At 60.4% G+C, this 15,799-nt stretch carries 14 protein-coding genes; 10 read left to right on the top strand and 4 right to left on the bottom strand.

Going from position 1 to position 15,799, the window contains the following annotated elements; all coding sequences use genetic code 11:
- Positions 1-18 precede the first annotated feature (18 nt).
- Together AC1D11_RS08085 and AC1D11_RS08080 are read left to right on the top strand one after the other, a co-directional pair.
- Entirely contained in the window at positions 19-2,070 is a 2,052-nt protein-coding gene (locus AC1D11_RS08085) for an acetyl-CoA carboxylase biotin carboxylase subunit (protein ID WP_477646608.1), read from the top strand.
- On the top strand, positions 2,067-2,543 hold the full coding sequence (locus AC1D11_RS08080; protein ID WP_477646500.1) for a VOC family protein: 477 nt from the start codon (positions 2,067-2,069) through the stop codon (positions 2,541-2,543). Before AC1D11_RS08085 ends, AC1D11_RS08080 begins: the two co-directional genes overlap by 4 nt.
- 5 nt (positions 2,544-2,548) lie before the next feature.
- Here AC1D11_RS08080 and rsxB read toward each other — a convergent pair whose 3' ends face one another.
- Positions 2,549-3,235: an electron transport complex subunit RsxB gene (gene rsxB / locus AC1D11_RS08075; protein WP_477651080.1), complete on the bottom strand. Its 687-nt coding sequence runs from the start codon at positions 3,233-3,235 to the stop codon at positions 2,549-2,551.
- A 75-nt stretch (positions 3,236-3,310) separates the two neighbouring features.
- Positions 3,311-4,723 (bottom strand): polyhydroxyalkanoate depolymerase, encoded by a 1,413-nt coding sequence (locus AC1D11_RS08070; RefSeq protein ID WP_477646502.1) that lies wholly within the window; start codon positions 4,721-4,723, stop codon positions 3,311-3,313.
- A 269-nt stretch (positions 4,724-4,992) separates the two neighbouring features.
- Between AC1D11_RS08070 and ygiD the strand changes: the two genes are divergently transcribed.
- Positions 4,993-5,847, top strand: a complete 855-nt coding sequence (gene ygiD / locus AC1D11_RS08065; RefSeq protein ID WP_477646503.1) for a 4,5-DOPA-extradiol-dioxygenase — start codon at positions 4,993-4,995, stop codon at positions 5,845-5,847.
- 132 nt (positions 5,848-5,979) lie between these two features.
- On the opposite strand, the gene AC1D11_RS08060 is transcribed toward ygiD, so the two are convergent.
- On the bottom strand, positions 5,980-6,582 hold the full coding sequence (locus tag AC1D11_RS08060; RefSeq protein WP_477646504.1) for a nucleotidyltransferase family protein: 603 nt from the start codon (positions 6,580-6,582) through the stop codon (positions 5,980-5,982).
- A complete protein-coding gene (locus AC1D11_RS08055) occupies positions 6,566-7,762 on the bottom strand; it encodes an amino acid aminotransferase (RefSeq protein WP_477646505.1) in 1,197 nt (398 codons plus the stop codon). Before AC1D11_RS08055 ends, AC1D11_RS08060 begins: the two co-directional genes overlap by 17 nt.
- 221 nt (positions 7,763-7,983) lie before the next feature.
- Here AC1D11_RS08055 and uvrB point away from each other — a divergent pair, with 221 nt between their 5' ends.
- From uvrB to hscA, 7 genes are all read left to right on the top strand, one after another.
- A complete protein-coding gene (gene uvrB / locus AC1D11_RS08050; RefSeq protein ID WP_477646506.1) occupies positions 7,984-10,107 on the top strand; it encodes an excinuclease ABC subunit UvrB in 2,124 nt (707 codons plus the stop codon).
- A gap of 268 nt (positions 10,108-10,375) precedes the next feature.
- A complete protein-coding gene (iscR, locus tag AC1D11_RS08045) occupies positions 10,376-10,912 on the top strand; it encodes a Fe-S cluster assembly transcriptional regulator IscR (RefSeq protein WP_092128187.1) in 537 nt (178 codons plus the stop codon).
- Between the two features lie 107 nt (positions 10,913-11,019).
- Entirely contained in the window at positions 11,020-12,237 is a 1,218-nt protein-coding gene (locus AC1D11_RS08040) for an IscS subfamily cysteine desulfurase (RefSeq protein ID WP_477651081.1), read from the top strand.
- Between the two features lie 40 nt (positions 12,238-12,277).
- The gene (gene iscU, locus AC1D11_RS08035) at positions 12,278-12,664 is read left to right on the top strand and encodes a Fe-S cluster assembly scaffold IscU (protein ID WP_477646509.1); all 387 of its coding nucleotides are present in this window, start codon (positions 12,278-12,280) and stop codon (positions 12,662-12,664) included.
- A 52-nt stretch (positions 12,665-12,716) separates the two neighbouring features.
- Positions 12,717-13,040 carry an iron-sulfur cluster assembly protein IscA gene (gene iscA, locus AC1D11_RS08030; protein WP_074575253.1) on the top strand — a complete coding sequence of 108 codons (324 nt, stop codon included), beginning with the start codon at positions 12,717-12,719 and terminating at the stop codon, positions 13,038-13,040.
- 76 nt (positions 13,041-13,116) lie between these two features.
- Positions 13,117-13,635 (top strand): Fe-S protein assembly co-chaperone HscB, encoded by a 519-nt coding sequence (hscB, locus tag AC1D11_RS08025; protein ID WP_477646510.1) that lies wholly within the window; start codon positions 13,117-13,119, stop codon positions 13,633-13,635.
- A gap of 301 nt (positions 13,636-13,936) precedes the next feature.
- Positions 13,937-15,799 carry a Fe-S protein assembly chaperone HscA gene (gene hscA / locus AC1D11_RS08020; protein ID WP_477646511.1) on the top strand — a complete coding sequence of 621 codons (1,863 nt, stop codon included), beginning with the start codon at positions 13,937-13,939 and terminating at the stop codon, positions 15,797-15,799.

Here is a 15,799-nt window from a genome sequence, read left to right as displayed (position 1 = left end):
AAAGCCACCACCATGAGCATGTTCACAAAAATCCTGATCGCCAATCGCGGCGAAATCGCTTGCCGCGTCATCCTTACCGCCCGCAAGATGGGCATCCAGACCGTGGCCGTGTATTCCGACGCCGACAAGGATGCGCGCCACGTCGAGTTGGCCGACGAGGCCGTCAACATCGGGCCTGCGCCCAGCCGTGACAGCTATCTGCAGGCCGACAAAATCATTGCGGCCTGCAAGCAGACGGGCGCGCAGGCTGTGCATCCGGGCTACGGCTTCCTGAGCGAAAACGCGGGCTTTGCCAAGCGTGTTGAGGAAGAGGGCATCATTTTCATCGGCCCCAAGCACTATTCGATTGCCGCGATGGGCGACAAGATCGAGTCGAAAAAGCTGGCAGGCGCGGCGGGCGTGAATTGCATTCCCGGCGTGAATGATGCGATTGAGACTGCCGAGAAGGCGGTGGAGATCGCCAAGGGCATTGGCTACCCCGTGATGATCAAGGCCTCTGCCGGCGGCGGTGGCAAGGGCTTGCGCGTGGCCTTTAACGACAAGGAGGCGTTCGAAGGTTTCACGAGCTGCCGCAATGAAGCGCGCAACAGCTTTGGCGACGACCGTGTTTTCATCGAGAAGTTTGTCGAGGAACCCCGTCACATCGAGATCCAGCTGCTGGGCGACAGCCACGGCAATGTGGTTTACCTCAATGAGCGCGAATGCTCCATCCAGCGGCGCCACCAGAAGGTGATTGAAGAGGCGCCGTCGCCTTTCATCAGCGACGCGACCCGCAGGGCCATGGGCGAGCAGGCGGTGGCGCTGGCCAAGGCGGTGAAGTACCAGAGCGCCGGCACGGTGGAGTTTGTGGTCGGCAAGGACCAGAGTTTTTACTTTCTTGAGATGAACACCCGGCTGCAGGTGGAGCACCCGGTGACGGAATGCATCACCGGGCTGGACCTGGTGGAGCTGATGATTCGCGTGGCGGCGGGCGAGAAGCTCCCGATTGCGCAGAAAGATGTGCAGCGCAACGGCTGGGCGATTGAGTGTCGTATCAATGCTGAAGACCCATTCCGCAGTTTCCTTCCCTCGACGGGAAGGCTGGTGCGCTTTCAGCCGCCCAAGGAGACGATGTTCGCGGCTGACACCTCGCAGCTGTACGGCGTGAGGGTCGACACCGGCGTGCAGGATGGTGGCGAGATCCCGATGTTTTACGACTCGATGATTGCCAAGCTCATCGTGCACGGCAAGGACCGCAAGGAGGCCATCGCCAAGATGCGCGAAGCGCTTAACGGCTTTGTCATCCGGGGCATCTCCAGCAACATTCCTTTTCAGGCGGCCTTGCTGGCGCATCCGAAATTCGTCGCCGGCGACTTCAACACCGGCTTCATTGCAGAAAACTACGGCAAAGGCTTTCACGCCGAAGACGTGCCGCACGACGATCCTTCGTTCCTGCTGGCGCTGGCCGCTTACGTCAACCGCCGCATGCTGGGCCGAGCCGCCGGCATCAGCGGGCAGTTGCCGGGCCATGGCGTGACGGTAGGGGAGGAGTTCGTGGTGGTCGGCCTGGGCGCTGCGGGACAGAACACGCAACACCCTGTCACTGTGCGAGATTATCAAGCCCAATCAGGCTCCGGCACAGTAGATACGGGCGCAAGCAGCTATGAAATCTGTAGCAACTGGCATTTGGGTGGCGCGCGCATTCGGGGCACCGTGAACGGCCAGCCGTTCGCTGCGCAGGTCGAGCGCGGTGTCGGGCGCAACCCCCTGGCTATTCGCATTGCGCACAACGGCACACGGCTCGACGCCCTGGTGCTGTCGCCGCGCGCGGCGCAGCTGCATGCGCTCATGCCCTACAAGGCGCCGCCGGACATGAGCCGTTACGTGCTGTCGCCCATGCCGGGCTTGCTGGTGGATGTTGCCGTGCAGGTGGGCCAGAAAGTGCAGGCTGGCGAGCGCGTGGCCGTGATTGAGGCTATGAAAATGGAAAACGTGCTGTTTGCCGTGGCTGACGGCGTGGTTGGCAAAGTGCTGGCGGCCAAAGGCGAATCCTTGAGCGTGGATCAGCCCATCGTCGAGTTCCAGGCATGAGTACGAGCCGTCCATTTAAAGTGCTGGGCATCCAGCAGATCGCCATTGGCGCCGCCAGCAAAGACCGGCTGCGCACGCTGTGGGTCGACATGCTGGGCCTGGAGGTCACTGGCAACTTCGTCAGCGAACGCGAGAACGTTGATGAAGACATCTGCGCCATCGGCAGCGGCCCGTTCAAGGTCGAGGTCGATTTGATGCAGCCGCTGGATGTGAACAGGAAACCTGCGGTGCACACCACGCCGCTCAACCATGTGGGCCTGTGGGTAGACGACCTGCCCAAGGCTGTGGAATGGCTGACAGCCAAGGGTGTGCGCTTTGCACCCGGTGGCATTCGCAAGGGCGCCGCGGGTTTTGACATTTGTTTCCTGCACCCCAAGGCTAACGACGAGTTTCCTGTTTCGGGTGAAGGCGTGCTGATTGAAATGGTCCAGGCGCCGCCTGAAGTGATCAAGGCGTTTGCCGCCTTGAGTTGAGCTGCTCAGTCCTTCTTGCCGCTCTCTCGCTGTGTGCGGGCGCGGGCCAGGGCGGCTTCAATCACCATGCGCTTGCGGTCTGTCACGGCGGGGTCGTCTCCGGGGCGTGCAGCCGAGGCGGGTAGCGGGGCCTGTGGCAGGTCTGTCGCTTTGCCTGTGCCCATCTCCTCCGGGCTTGTGCTGTTCCTGCACCGGGCCTGATGGAATTCATAACGGGTCCTGGCGGTGTCGGCCTCTTGCGAGGACCATGCCGCCCAGCCTGTGCGCTCGCCCGTGACGTTTTCCAGGCTGATGCAGTCCACTGGACAAACGGGAATGCATAACTCACAGCCTGTGCACCAGGGCTCGATGACGGTGTGCATCATCTTGTTGCTGCCGATGATGGCGTCGGTCGGGCAGGCCTTGATGCACAGCGTGCAGCCGATACACCAGGCTTCGTCGATGAAGGCGACAGCACGCGGGCCTTCTGTGCCGTTGGCGGGATTGAGCGGCTGAACGGGTTGACCGGTGATGGCCGACAGCCGCTGCACGCCTTCAGCGCCGCCTGGCGGACATTGGTTGATGGGGGCCTGGCCTGTTGCAATGGCCGTGGCATATGCCGCGCAGTCAGGGTAGCCGCAGCGGGTGCACTGGGTTTGAGGCAGTGCGGCGTTGACGCGCTCGAAAAGGCTGGAGTCGGGAGGGGAGATCACCCGCCTATTGTCCTACCAGTCATGGACCGCTCTGCCTGCGCTCTACCTTCGCACGACCCGGCCTTGCCGCCGCCTTCAAGCCTTCTTGCTGCGCGCTGCTTTTTTTGCCGCCGGCTTAGCTGCGGCCTTCGGGGCGGCTTTGGCGGCAGGCTTTGCTGCCGCGGTGCGCACTGGTTTTGCTATCGTTTTGGTAGCTGCTGGCGCACGCCTGGATTGGGCTGGAGCCCGATTGTTCTCAAGAATGAAGGCCTTGACCTGCGGGTAGACAATCTCGCGCCAGCGGCGGCCGCTGAAAATCCCGTAGTGGCCTGCACCCTTGACTTCCAGGTGCTTTTGCCGCGCCTTGGGGATATTGTGGCAAAGACCGTGTGCCGCCTCGGTCTGGCCAGAGCCGGAGATGTCATCCAGTTCACCTTCTACCGTGAAATGGGCCGTGGTCTTGATGTCTTCGGGCCGCACACGCTCAATTTGGCCGTCCACACCCTTGACGTCCCAGGTGCCGTTGACCAGCTTGAACTCCTGGAACACCGTCTTGATGGTGTCGAGGTAGTAGTCGGCATCCATGTCGAGCACGGCGTTGTATTCGTCGTAGAACTTGCGGTGCGCCTCGGCGCTGGCGTCGTCGCCCTTGAGCAAATCCTTGAAGTAGTCGTAGTGGCTGCTGGCGTGGCGGTCCGGGTTCATCGCGACGAAGCCGGTGTGCTGCAAGAAGCCGGGGTACACGCGGCGGCCAGCGCCCGGGAAGTTGCTGGGCACGCGGTAAATCACATTGTTTTCAAACCACTCGTAGCTCTTGTTCATGGCCAGGTTGTTCACGGCCGTAGGCGATTTTCGGGCATCGATCGGGCCGCCCATCATGGTCATGCTCAAGGGCGTCGCTTCGCCGCGTGAGGCCATCAGCGACACGGCAGCGAGCACCGGCACAGTGGGCTGGCAAACGCTGATGACGTGGCAATTGCCGTAAATACCCTGGAGGTGGCGAATGAACTCCTGCACGTAGTTGACGTAGTCGTCCAGGTTGAATGAGCCTTCGGAAAGCGGCACGGTGCGCGCATTTTTCCAGTCGGTGATGTAGACCTTGTGGTCTTTGAGCATGGTCTTGACGGTGTCCCGGAGCAAGGTGGCATAGTGGCCCGACAGCGGCGCCACGATCAGCACGGCGGGCTCTCCCTTCAGGCCCGTCAGCGTGGCGGGATCGTCGGTGAAGCGCTTGAAGCGGCGCAGCTCGCAAAAGGGCTTGTCGATTTCCACGCGTTCGTGGATGCTGACCTCGGTGCCGTTGACGTCCACCGTCCGGATATCAAAAGCCGGTTTTTCGTAGTCTTTGCCCAGCCGGTAAATCAGGCTGTAGCCGGCAGCGACGCGTTGGGCAAACGGGTTTTGGCCCAAGGGCGACAGGGGATTGCCGTAGAGCTTTGCAGCGGCTTGCGCAAAGTCGACAAAAGGCTCCATCAAGGTGCGTTGGGCTTCATAGACTTGGTACAGCATCGGGGTCAACCTTGGGTTTAGGGTTACTTCGGTAAATCGTAATATGTTGCAGTGCAATATAACAGGGGGTTGCCGCACTGATTTGAGGATAACCACCAATACCGGGCGGTTTTCACACTGTTGACGCCAAAAGCACCACGATGGTGCCGGCTTGGCTTGCGGAACGAGAAACCGCCACCACCTGCGGGATTGAAAGAACACTTACCATTCTGCCTGCAGCCGGTGGTCTTTGCCCGCCCTGAAGCTGCAGCCCTGAACAGGAAAACGACATGCTCCCCCCGATTGACGTCTCCGCGCTGGACCAACTGGCCTCCCTGAAGAAATCAGACCGGATGCCGGTGCTTTTTGTGGGCCACGGCAGCCCCATGAACGCCATCGGCGACAACGAGTACCGCCGCAGCTGGCAGGCGCTGGGCGCCGAGTTTGGGTCGAAATTCCCCAAACCGCAGCTGATTCTGTGCATTTCCGCCCATTGGCTGACCGAAGGCTGGTGGCTGACGGCGATGGACAAGCCTAAAACCATCCACGACTTTGGCGGCTTTCCGCAGGAGCTCTTCGACCAGCAATACCCCGCGCCCGGCGACACGGCGGCGGCGCAGGTGATCAGCCAATTGGTCAGGCAGCGCGCCTCGGCGCCGCTGGGCCTGGACGAAGGTGAATGGGGGCTGGACCACGGTGCCTGGTCGGTGCTCAAGCCCATGTTTCCGGATGCGGACATCCCGGTCATCCAGCTCAGCATGGATTACAGCCGTGCGCCCGACGACCACTATGCGCTGGCAAAGCAGCTGAAGGCGTTACGCGACCGCGGCGTGCTGATCGTGGCGAGCGGCAATATCGTGCACAACCTGCGCCAGATGCAGCGCGGGGCCGCGGGTAACCAGGCCTACGACTGGGCGCTGGAGTTTGACCAGACGATCGGTGGCTATCTGCAGCAGGGCAATCTGGATGCACTGCAGAACTTCCAGAAGCTGGGGCAGGTGGCGAAAATGGCGCACCCCACCCATGAACACTACCTTCCGCTGCTGTATACGGCGGGCGCGGTTGACGCGAAGGAGCCGATGCGGTTTTTCAACACCAGCTTCCAGGCCGGCTCCATTTCCATGCGGTCGGTTGTCTGGGGATGAATCTGTTGGAGCGGAGTGTCAGGTAGCTTGAGGCGCTATTGAATTGATAGCTGCTTGCGCCCGTCAGTAAAGGGATAAAGCCTGTTTTTATCGAGAAAATTTGGTTTTTACCGTTGCCGCGCCTTGGGCCGGTCATGCCACTTGCGGATGGATAACCTGCAGCCAGTTCCAGCGATCCTGATAAGCCTTCGCTTTTTGCTCGAACAGCGGCAGGTGGTTGCACAGCGGGTTGGGGCTGAGCTTGCCCTGGTACAACTGCGCCAGGCCGTTGGGCGCATAAAGCTCTACATCCGCCAGCTCTGCCGTATTTGCCCTTAAGCCGACACACGTACAGCTCACCAGAAACCGGTCAATACCATCGCGGGAGCTTTGCAGGGCGGGGTAAGGGAAGCCGAAATACTCCTCATACCAGGTATGGACCCTGGCCTGGTTTTTGGCTTCCACCACAATGCCCCGGCCCGCAAAGCAGGCGCTGACACGTTCATTGACGGCTGCTTCGCCCGCGCCTGAAAGGTCGGCAGGGTCAAAGTAAAACAGGTCGTAGTCTTTGATGTGGGCTTCGGGTGGCTGGCTCGCGTGCAGGTTCCAGATGGTCTGGAAGAGGCATCCCGCCACCAGCCATGCGTCGGGCAGTCCCAGCGCAGGCAGGTGTTCCAGAATGAACCGGTTGTGACGGTTTTTCAGCGCGTCCCGGACGAATTCATCCGGAAGTACGGCCTCAGACGACCTTGGCAATCGACGCGCAGACGTAGTCGATGTTCTTGCTGTTAAGCGCGGCCACGCACATGCGACCGGTGTCGGTGCCGTAAACACCGAATTCATTGCGCAGGCGCACCATCTGGTCCTTGCTGAGGCCCGAGTAGCTGAACATGCCGATTTGCGCGGTGATAAAGCTCATGTCCTGTTTGACGCCGGCGGCCTTCAGGCCGTCCACAAGCTTTTGGCGCATGGCCTTGATGCGCACACGCATTTCCGCCAGTTCCTGCTCCCATTGTGTGCGCAGCGTGGGGGTATTGAGCACCGTGGCCACCACCATGCCGCCATGGATCTGCGGGTTGCTGTAGTTGGTGCGAATGACCAGCTTGAGCTGCGACAGCACGCGGTCGGCTTCGTCTTTGGACTCGCACAGCACCGACAGGGCCCCCACGCGTTCGCCATAGAGGCTGAAGCTCTTGGAGAACGACGTCGACACGAAAAAGCTCAGGCCGGCCGCCACAAATTTGCCGATGACGGCGCCGTCTTCCGCGATGCCGTGGCCAAAGCCCTGGTAGGCCATGTCAAGGAAAGGTGTGAGCTTGCGCGCCTTGACGGCGGCGATCACCTGGTCCCACTGGGCCGAGGTGATGTCGTAGCCGGTCGGGTTGTGGCAGCAGGCGTGCAGCACGACGATGGTGCCTTCGGCGGCTGCATTGAGGGCAGCGAGCATGCCCTCGAAGTTGACGCCGCGCTTGGCTGCATCGTAGTAAGGATAGCTTTCAACCACGAAACCGGCCTGGCTGAAAAGCGCGCGGTGGTTTTCCCAGCTTGGGTCTGAAATCAGGACTTTGGCATTGGGGCTGAGCTTTTTGAGAAAATCGGCGCCGATCTTCAGGCCGCCCGTGCCACCAATGCCCTGTGCAGTGGCCACTCGGCCGCTTTTGACGGGCTCACTGTCGACGCCGAAAACCAGGCCCTTGACGGCGGCGTCGTAGGCGGCGATACCGTCAATCGGCAGGTAGCCGCGCGCCTTGGGAGATTCCATCATCAGTTTTTCTGCCGCCTGTACGCATTGCAGCAGGGGAAGTTTGCCGTTGTCGTCGTAGTACACGCCTACGCCCAGGTTGACCTTGGCAGGGTTAGCGTCGGCGTTGAACTGCTCGTTCAGGCCCAGGATGGGGTCACGCGGGGCCATTTCGACAGCGGTAAACAAAGACATGAAATATCCTCAGAGAAGTGAAAAGAAGGCGAAAGCGACGATAGGGGGTTCAGGTCACGGATTTAGGTCACAAGCTGACCGGAAAAAAAGGCTACAAGAGGTGTCAAAAAGCGATAGCGGGGGCAACTACAAGGCGAATGGGGATTGCAATTTCCATTTTCGGCCGAATGTCGTATTCTGTTTGGTTGCCCTGAATTTTAACGGGGCTTGATCGAGGTTTTATGCCAGAAGCTATGGAAGTCATAACTGATTCAGTCAACACCGACCCCGCTGTGGGCCAGTTCGTCCGTTTCCCGGATTCGCCGTTCGAGCTGTTCCAGCCCTATCCGCCTGCGGGCGACCAGCCCACGGCGATTGACCAGCTGGTCGAGGGCATCAACGACGGCGAGGTGTTCCAGACCCTGCTGGGCGTGACCGGCTCCGGCAAGACCTTCACCATGGCCAACGTGATTGCCCGCCTGGGCCGGCCGGCCATCGTGTTTGCGCCCAACAAGACGCTGGCCGCGCAGCTTTACAGCGAGTTCCGCGAGTTCTTCCCAAAAAACGCGGTCGAGTATTTCGTCAGTTACTACGACTACTACCAGCCTGAAGCCTATGTGCCGCAGCGCGACCTTTTCATTGAGAAGGACTCGGCCATCAACGAACACATCGAGCAGATGCGCCTGTCGGCCACCAAGAGCGTGCTTGAGCGGCGCGACACCATCATCGTCGGCACGGTCAGCGCTATTTACGGCATAGGCGCGCCCGAGGATTACACGCAGATGCGGTTCATTGCGCGCATCGGCGACAAGATGGGCCAGCGCGACGTGATCGCCAGGCTGATCCGCATGCAGTACACACGCAATGAGCAGGACTTCGCCCGCGGCACATTCAGGGTGCGTGGGGACGTGATCGACATTTTCCCGGCCGAGCATTCCGAGCTGGCCATACGCATCGAGCTGTTCGACGACGAGATCGAGTCGCTGCAGCTGTTCGATCCGTTGACAGGCCGCATACGCCAGAAAATTCCGCGTTTTGTGGTCTATCCCAAAAGCCACTACGTCACGCCACGCGACAAGGTCATGACCGCCGTGGAAACCATCAAGCTGGAGCTGTCCGAGCGGGTGGCCCAGTTCGTCGCGGACGGCAAGCTGGTGGAAGCACAGCGCATTGAGCAGCGCACCCGGTTTGACCTGGAGATGCTCAGTGAAATCGGTCACTGCAAGGGAATCGAGAACTACACCCGTCACCTGAGCGGCTCCCCGCCGGGCTCGCCCCCTTCGACGCTGTGCGATTACCTGCCCAAGGACGCGGTGATGTTTCTCGACGAGAGCCACGTCATGATTGGGCAGCTCAACGCCATGTACAACGGCGACCGCGCACGCAAAACCACGCTGGTGGAATACGGTTTTCGCCTGCCGAGCGCGCTGGACAACCGGCCGCTCAAGTTCGAGGAGTTTGAAGCCAAGATGCGGCAGGCCGTTTTTGTCTCGGCCACACCGGCAAATTATGAGAAAGAGCACGCAGGCAAGGTGGTGGAACAGGTGGTCAGGCCCACCGGGCTGGTGGATCCGCAGGTGGAAGTGAGGCCGGCTACCCATCAGGTCGACGACGTGCTGCAGGAAATCCGCATCCGGGTCGAGAAAAACGAGCGGGTGCTGATCACCACGCTGACCAAGCGCATGGCCGAGCAGTTGACGGATTACCTGAGCGACAACGGCGTGAAGGTCCGCTACCTGCACAGTGACGTGGACACGGTCGAGCGCGTGGAAATTCTGCGCGACCTGCGGTTGGGAGCCTTTGACGTACTGGTGGGTATCAATTTGCTGCGTGAAGGGCTGGACATTCCGGAGGTGTCGCTGGTGGCCATCCTGGACGCCGACAAGGAGGGCTTCTTGCGTGCTGAGCGCAGCCTGATCCAGACCATTGGCCGGGCGGCCCGCAACCTGAACGGCCGTGCGATTTTGTATGCAGACCGCATCACGGACTCCATGAAAAAAGCCATGGATGAAACCGAGAGGCGGCGCAACAAGCAGATTGCCTTCAACCTGGAGCACGGCATCACGCCGCGCAGCGTGGTCAAACGCATCCGCGATTTGATCGACGGCGTCTACAGCGAGAAATCCGGCAAGGAAGCCGAAAAGATCGAGATGCAAAAAGCGCTGGTGGAGGACATGAGCGAAAAGGACATCGCCCGCGAAATCAAGCGCCTGGAAAAGCAGATGATCGAACACGCCAAGAATCTCGAATTCGAAAAGGCCGCCCGGGTGCGGGACCAGCTGCACATCCTCAAGGAACAGGCTTTTGGTGCGCCTGGCACCGATAATGTCGTGCCGCTGACCTCTGCAGGTCAAGCCCGCGCCTAGACCCGCTAGCCCCCTTGCCTCCATTTAATGCACTGAAATGGTGCGTTAAATGGGTCTGCCTACGGGTTAGTCCCCATGTTTGGGGCTGTCTCAGCGGGAAAAACCCTGCTTGTGTTATACTTGACGAAAACAGTCAAGAACAATACCAGAACAACAAAAAGCCCCCGCGATACCGGTTGACTGACCTGGGCGGCTGGAGGAAGAGTTCCCTGCAGGCCACAAGCTTACAGGGTGAAAACGACAGTCAAGCCATTTAAAGGAGCTTGTTATGCGCCTCACGACCAAAGGCCGCTTTGCGGTCACCGCGATGATTGATTTGGGACTGCGTCAGAACAACGGCCCGGTCACGTTGGCCGCCATCAGCCAGCGCCAGCAGATTTCCCTTTCCTACCTCGAACAGCTGTTCGGCAAACTGCGCCGTCACGAACTGGTGGAATCCACCCGTGGCCCCGGCGGCGGTTATACGCTGGGCCGCAAGGCTTCCGAGATCACAGTGGCTGACATCATCGTGTCGGTGGACGAGCCGATCGACGCCACCCAGTGCGGCGGCAAGGAAAACTGCCTGGGCGAGGGCGGCCGCTGCATGACGCACGAGCTGTGGGCTTCGCTGAATAGCCGCATGGTGGAGTTTCTGGACTCTGTAACCTTGCAAAAGCTGGTGGAAGACCAACTGGCCAAGGGCGTGGTGATTGAGAACACCCCCCAGGTGAAAAAAGCCATTTTCACAGCGCCGGCTGTCAAGCCGATTCGTGTGAACGCGCCGAACTCGGTCTTCGCACTGGGCAATGCATTTTCCAAGTCCTGATGGAGCAAAGCCGGGCTTACGCCCGGCTTCATCCCTTTTGTGACCCGACTGCATTGACTTCATTGATCGCGCTGCCAGCCAGCCTGTGAATTTAAAGAGCTAGCAACATGGATACCCCTCACTTTCCCATCTACATGGATTACAGCGCCACGAATCCCTGCGACCCGCGGGTGGTGGACGCCATGATTCCCTGGTTGCGCGAGCACTTCGGCAACCCCGCTTCGCGGAGCCACGCCTGGGGCTGGGAAGCGGAAGCCGCCGTCGAGAAAGCGCGCGAGCAGATCGCCGATCTGATTGGCGCCGACCCGCGTGAAATCGTCTGGACCAGTGGAGCCACCGAGTCCAACAATCTGGCCCTGAAGGGCGCGGCTCATTTTTACAAGACCAAGGGCAAGCACATCATCACGGTCAAGACCGAGCACAAGGCTGTGCTGGACACCTGTCGCGAACTGGAACGCCAGGGTTTTGAAGTGACCTACATGGACGTGCAAGCCGACGGCCTGCTCGACCTGGAGGCGCTCAAGGCTGCCATCCGGCCCGACACCATTTTGGTCAGCGTCATGTTCGTCAACAACGAAATCGGCGTAATTCAAGACATCCCGGCCATTGGCGCGCTGTGCCGTGAAAAAGGCATCATCTTCCATGTCGATGCTGCGCAGGCAACCGGCCGCGTTGATATCGACCTGTCTACCTTGCCGGTGGATTTGATGAGCCTGACCTCGCACAAGACGTATGGCCCCAAAGGCATTGGCGCCTTGTACGTGCGCCGCAAGCCCCGCGTACGTCTGGAAGCACAGATGCACGGTGGCGGCCATGAGCGCGGCATGCGTTCGGGCACCTTGCCTACGCACCAGTGCGTCGGAATGGGCGAGGCTTACCGCATCGCCAAGGCCGAGATGCACGAAGAGAACAAGCGCATCCTGGCCCTGCATGAACGCATGCTCAACGGGCTCAAGGATGTGGAAGAGGTGTTCCTCAATGGCCACGCCGACAAGCGTGTGCCGCACAACCTGAACATGAGCTTCAACTTTGTCGAAGGCGAGTCGCTGATCATGGGTATCAAGGGCCTGGCCGTGTCCAGCGGTTCGGCCTGCACCTCCGCCAGCCTGGAACCCAGCTATGTGCTGCGCGCCCTGGGCCGCAGCGACGAGTTGGCCCACAGCAGCCTGCGCATGACGATTGGCCGCTGGAGCACTGAAGAAGAAATCGACTACGCGGTCGCCACCATCAAGGAAAACGTGGCCAAACTGCGCGAACTGTCTCCCCTGTGGGAGATGTTCAAGGATGGCGTGGACCTGTCCACCATCCAGTGGGCCGCCCATTAAGGCAGCCTGCAACCCACGACAGCTTAAAGAGGTAAACAAAATGGCATACAGCGAAAAAGTGGTAGACCACTATGAAAACCCCCGCAATGTCGGCTCCTTTGAAAAGGGCGACGAAACGGTAGGTACCGGCATGGTCGGTGCGCCGGCTTGCGGCGACGTGATGAAGCTGCAGATCAAGGTCAACCCGGTCACCGGCGTGATCGAAGATGCACGCTTCAAGACTTACGGTTGTGGTTCCGCGATTGCATCAAGCTCGCTCGTGACCGAGTGGGTCAAGGGCAAGACGCTGGACGAAGCAGCGAGCATCAAGAACAGCGCGATCGCTGAAGAGCTGGCGCTGCCTCCCGTAAAGATTCACTGCTCCATCCTGGCGGAAGACGCCATCAAGGCCGCCGTGAACGACTACAAGCAAAAGCACTCGCACTGATTCACTTGCGTTACTCATCACCCGGCACCTGTTTTATTTTCGAGTGATTTAAATGTCCGTTACCCTTACTGATGCTGCTGCCCGACACGTGACCCGCTACATGACCAAGCGCGGCAAGGGTGTGGGCGTTCGCCTTGGCGTGAAGACCACTGGTTGCTCCGGCCTGGCTTACAAGCTGGAATACGCCGACGAGATCGCACCGGAAGATGTCGTGTTTGAAGACAACGGTGTCAAGGTGCTGGTCGACCCTAAAAGCATGGCCTACATCGATGGCACCAAGCTCGACTTTGTACGCGAAGGCCTGAACGAAGGCTTCAAGTTCATCAACCCCAACGAACGTGATCGTTGCGGCTGCGGCGAAAGCTTCCGGGTTTGACGGGCGAGCGGTTCACCCTGTGCTGCACCCTTACCCAAGCCGCCTCCACTGATTGTGCTGGCGGCTTTTTCTCGGCATGAATCTCCAATCCAACGACTTCGAACTTTTCGGCGTGCCCCAGCGTTTCGCGCAAGACCGCGCAGCGCTTGATGCCCGTTGGAAGGATTTGCAGCGCGAGGCGCACCCGGACAAGTTCGCGGCCCAAGGCGCGGCCGCCCAGCGCGTGGCCATGCAGTGGTCGGTGCGCATCAATGAAGCCTATCAACGGCTGAAGGATCCTCTCAAGCGGGCGAGCTATTTGTGCGAGCTCAATGGTGCGCCCATCAATGCCGAGAACAATACCGCGATGCCGCACGATTTCCTGATGCAGCAGATGCAGTGGCGTGAAGCGCTCGATGATGCCGAAACAAGCGAAGATTATGAAGAAATAGCCTCACAAGCCACGGCTGACGGGCGCAAGCAGCTATCAAAAATAGAGCAACTGCTGGACGCGGACAAGGATTTCCCCGCCGCCGCCCAACAGGTCAGAAGCCTTATGTTTATTGAGCGCTTTGCCAGTGAGGTTGATGCCCGTATCGACCAGCTGGGACAATAGGAACCTGTTCAATGTCTTTTTGGAGTCGCACAAGTACCTTTTCGGGATGGGACGCAAGGCGCGGTGCACCGCCAATAGCTGGGCTATTGGCAAGCGCCGCAACGCCGCAGACCGCCCGAAAAGGCACTTGCCCGAAGGGTTGGAGTGAAATCGGGCGATTGGACACCCCGGCCGCTTGCATGGGCATCAGCCCATGCGGCGCATCCGAAGTATCCACTCATCCCGATTGCACTCCAATGGGATCTCCAAAAAGACATTGAACAGGTTCCAAGGCATTAAAGAAAAAGTACGACAACCGCGCATGGCACTTCTGCAAATTTCCGAACCCGGACAGGCGCCCGACCCGCACCAGCGACGCGTCGCGGTGGGCATAGACCTGGGCACCACACACTCATTGGTCGCCAGTGTGCGCAGCGGCGTGTCCGAATGCCTGCCAGATGAGCAGGGACGGGTGCTGTTGCCCAGCGTGGTCCGTTACCTTGAAGGCGACAAGCGCCAGATCGGCTACGAAGCTTTGGCGGCGCAGGTGGAAGACCCGCGCAACACCATCTCTTCCGTCAAGCGCCTCATGGGTCGCGGCATCGCCGACATCGGCAGCCGCGCCCAGTTGCCGTACGAGCTGAATGACAAGCCGGGCATGGTCACGCTGCAGACCATAGCCGGTGAGAAAAGTCCGGTCGAGATCAGTGCCGAGATCCTGGCCACGCTGCGCTACCGCGCCGAAGACACCTTTAACGATGATGTCTATGGCGCCGTGATCACCGTACCGGCTTACTTTGACGAAGCCCAGCGCCAGGCCACCAAAGACGCCGCGCAGCTGGCTGGCCTCAATGTATTACGCCTGCTCAATGAACCCACAGCGGCTGCCATTGCCTACGGGCTGGATAACGGTAGCGAGGGCGTCTATGCCGTCTATGACCTGGGTGGCGGCACCTTTGACATTTCCATCCTGCGCCTCACGCAAGGCGTCTTCGAGGTTGTGGCTACCGGTGGCGATTCCGCATTGGGCGGTGATGACTACGACCGTGCGCTGGTCGACTGGGTGCTGGCCAAGGCCGGGCTTGCGGCGGACACGCTCACGCCGTCCGATAAGGCGGCCTTGCAGCGTACCGCCCGGAACTGCAAGGAGGCGTTGTCGTCTGCGAACCCCGTGCCTTTTTCGGTGCAGTTGGCCAAGGCCCTCGTCAATTTCGAAATGAAGGCGGAGGATTTTGAAACCGCCACCGCCCACCTGACCCAGCGTACCCTGGCTGCCGTTCGCAAGGCGTTGCGCGATGCCAAGCTGGCGAAAGAAGATATTCAGGGCGCAGTGCTGGTAGGTGGCTCCACACGCATGCCGCAAGTGCGCAAGGCGGTTGCCAGTTTCTTCGGGCGCGAACCGCTGGTTAATCTCAACCCCGATGAAGTGGTGGCGCTGGGTGCGGCCATTTCCGCCAACCAGCTCGCCGGCAACAACACGGGTACGGACCTTTTGCTGCTCGACGTGATCCCGCTGTCGCTGGGCATCGAGACCATGGGAGGGCTGGTCGAGCGCATCGTGCCGCGCAACCAGACCATCCCCACAGCCATGGCACAGGACTTCACCACCTACCAGGACGGCCAGACCGCGCTGGCGCTGCACGTGGTGCAGGGCGAACGCGACCTGGTGGCCGATTGCCGCAGCCTTGCCCGTTTTGAGCTGCGCGGCATTCCTCCCATGGTGGCCGGCGCCGCGCGTATCCGTGTGACGTTTACCGTCGACGCCGACGGGCTGCTCAGCGTGAACGCGAAAGAACAGGTCAGCGGCGTTGAGGCACGCATCGACGTGAAGCCTTCCTACGGCCTGTCGGACGACGACATTGCGCGCATGCTGCAAGACAGCTTTTCAACCGCGCAGCAAGATATGCAGGCGCGCGCCCTGGCAGAAGCCCAGGTCGATGCCGACCGCATGATTCTGGCTACGCAAAGCGCGCTGGCGGTGGATGCCGACTTGCTGAGCCCCAATGAGCGGGCGCAGGTCGACAGCCTGATCGTCGGTCTTGCCGACACACGCGCCCACGGTGATGTGGCCGCGATAGAGGCGGCCACCCAGGCGCTGGCCAAAGGAACCGAAGGCTTTGCCGCCCAGCGCATGAACCGGGGCATCAAGCAAGCCCTCGCCGGTAAAAACATCGAGGCGGTCTGA

Source organism: Polaromonas sp. P1_E11, from assembly GCF_056405995.1.
Note: the sequence above shows the minus strand (reverse complement) of the source record. Positions and strands in the feature narration are given on the sequence as shown.

Coding starts and splice junctions, on each gene's coding strand:
- hscB (WP_477646510.1), top strand. CDS start 13,117: ATGAATCTCCAATCCAACGACTTCGAACTTTTCGGCGTGCCCCAGCGT.
- AC1D11_RS08085 (WP_477646608.1), top strand. CDS start 19: ATGTTCACAAAAATCCTGATCGCCAATCGCGGCGAAATCGCTTGCCGC.
- hscA (WP_477646511.1), top strand. CDS start 13,937: ATGGCACTTCTGCAAATTTCCGAACCCGGACAGGCGCCCGACCCGCAC.
- ygiD (WP_477646503.1), top strand. CDS start 4,993: ATGCTCCCCCCGATTGACGTCTCCGCGCTGGACCAACTGGCCTCCCTG.
- AC1D11_RS08055 (WP_477646505.1), bottom strand. CDS start 7,762: ATGTCTTTGTTTACCGCTGTCGAAATGGCCCCGCGTGACCCCATCCTG.
- iscA (WP_074575253.1), top strand. CDS start 12,717: ATGTCCGTTACCCTTACTGATGCTGCTGCCCGACACGTGACCCGCTAC.
- AC1D11_RS08040 (WP_477651081.1), top strand. CDS start 11,020: ATGGATACCCCTCACTTTCCCATCTACATGGATTACAGCGCCACGAAT.
- uvrB (WP_477646506.1), top strand. CDS start 7,984: ATGCCAGAAGCTATGGAAGTCATAACTGATTCAGTCAACACCGACCCC.
- AC1D11_RS08070 (WP_477646502.1), bottom strand. CDS start 4,723: ATGCTGTACCAAGTCTATGAAGCCCAACGCACCTTGATGGAGCCTTTT.
- iscR (WP_092128187.1), top strand. CDS start 10,376: ATGCGCCTCACGACCAAAGGCCGCTTTGCGGTCACCGCGATGATTGAT.
- AC1D11_RS08080 (WP_477646500.1), top strand. CDS start 2,067: ATGAGTACGAGCCGTCCATTTAAAGTGCTGGGCATCCAGCAGATCGCC.
- iscU (WP_477646509.1), top strand. CDS start 12,278: ATGGCATACAGCGAAAAAGTGGTAGACCACTATGAAAACCCCCGCAAT.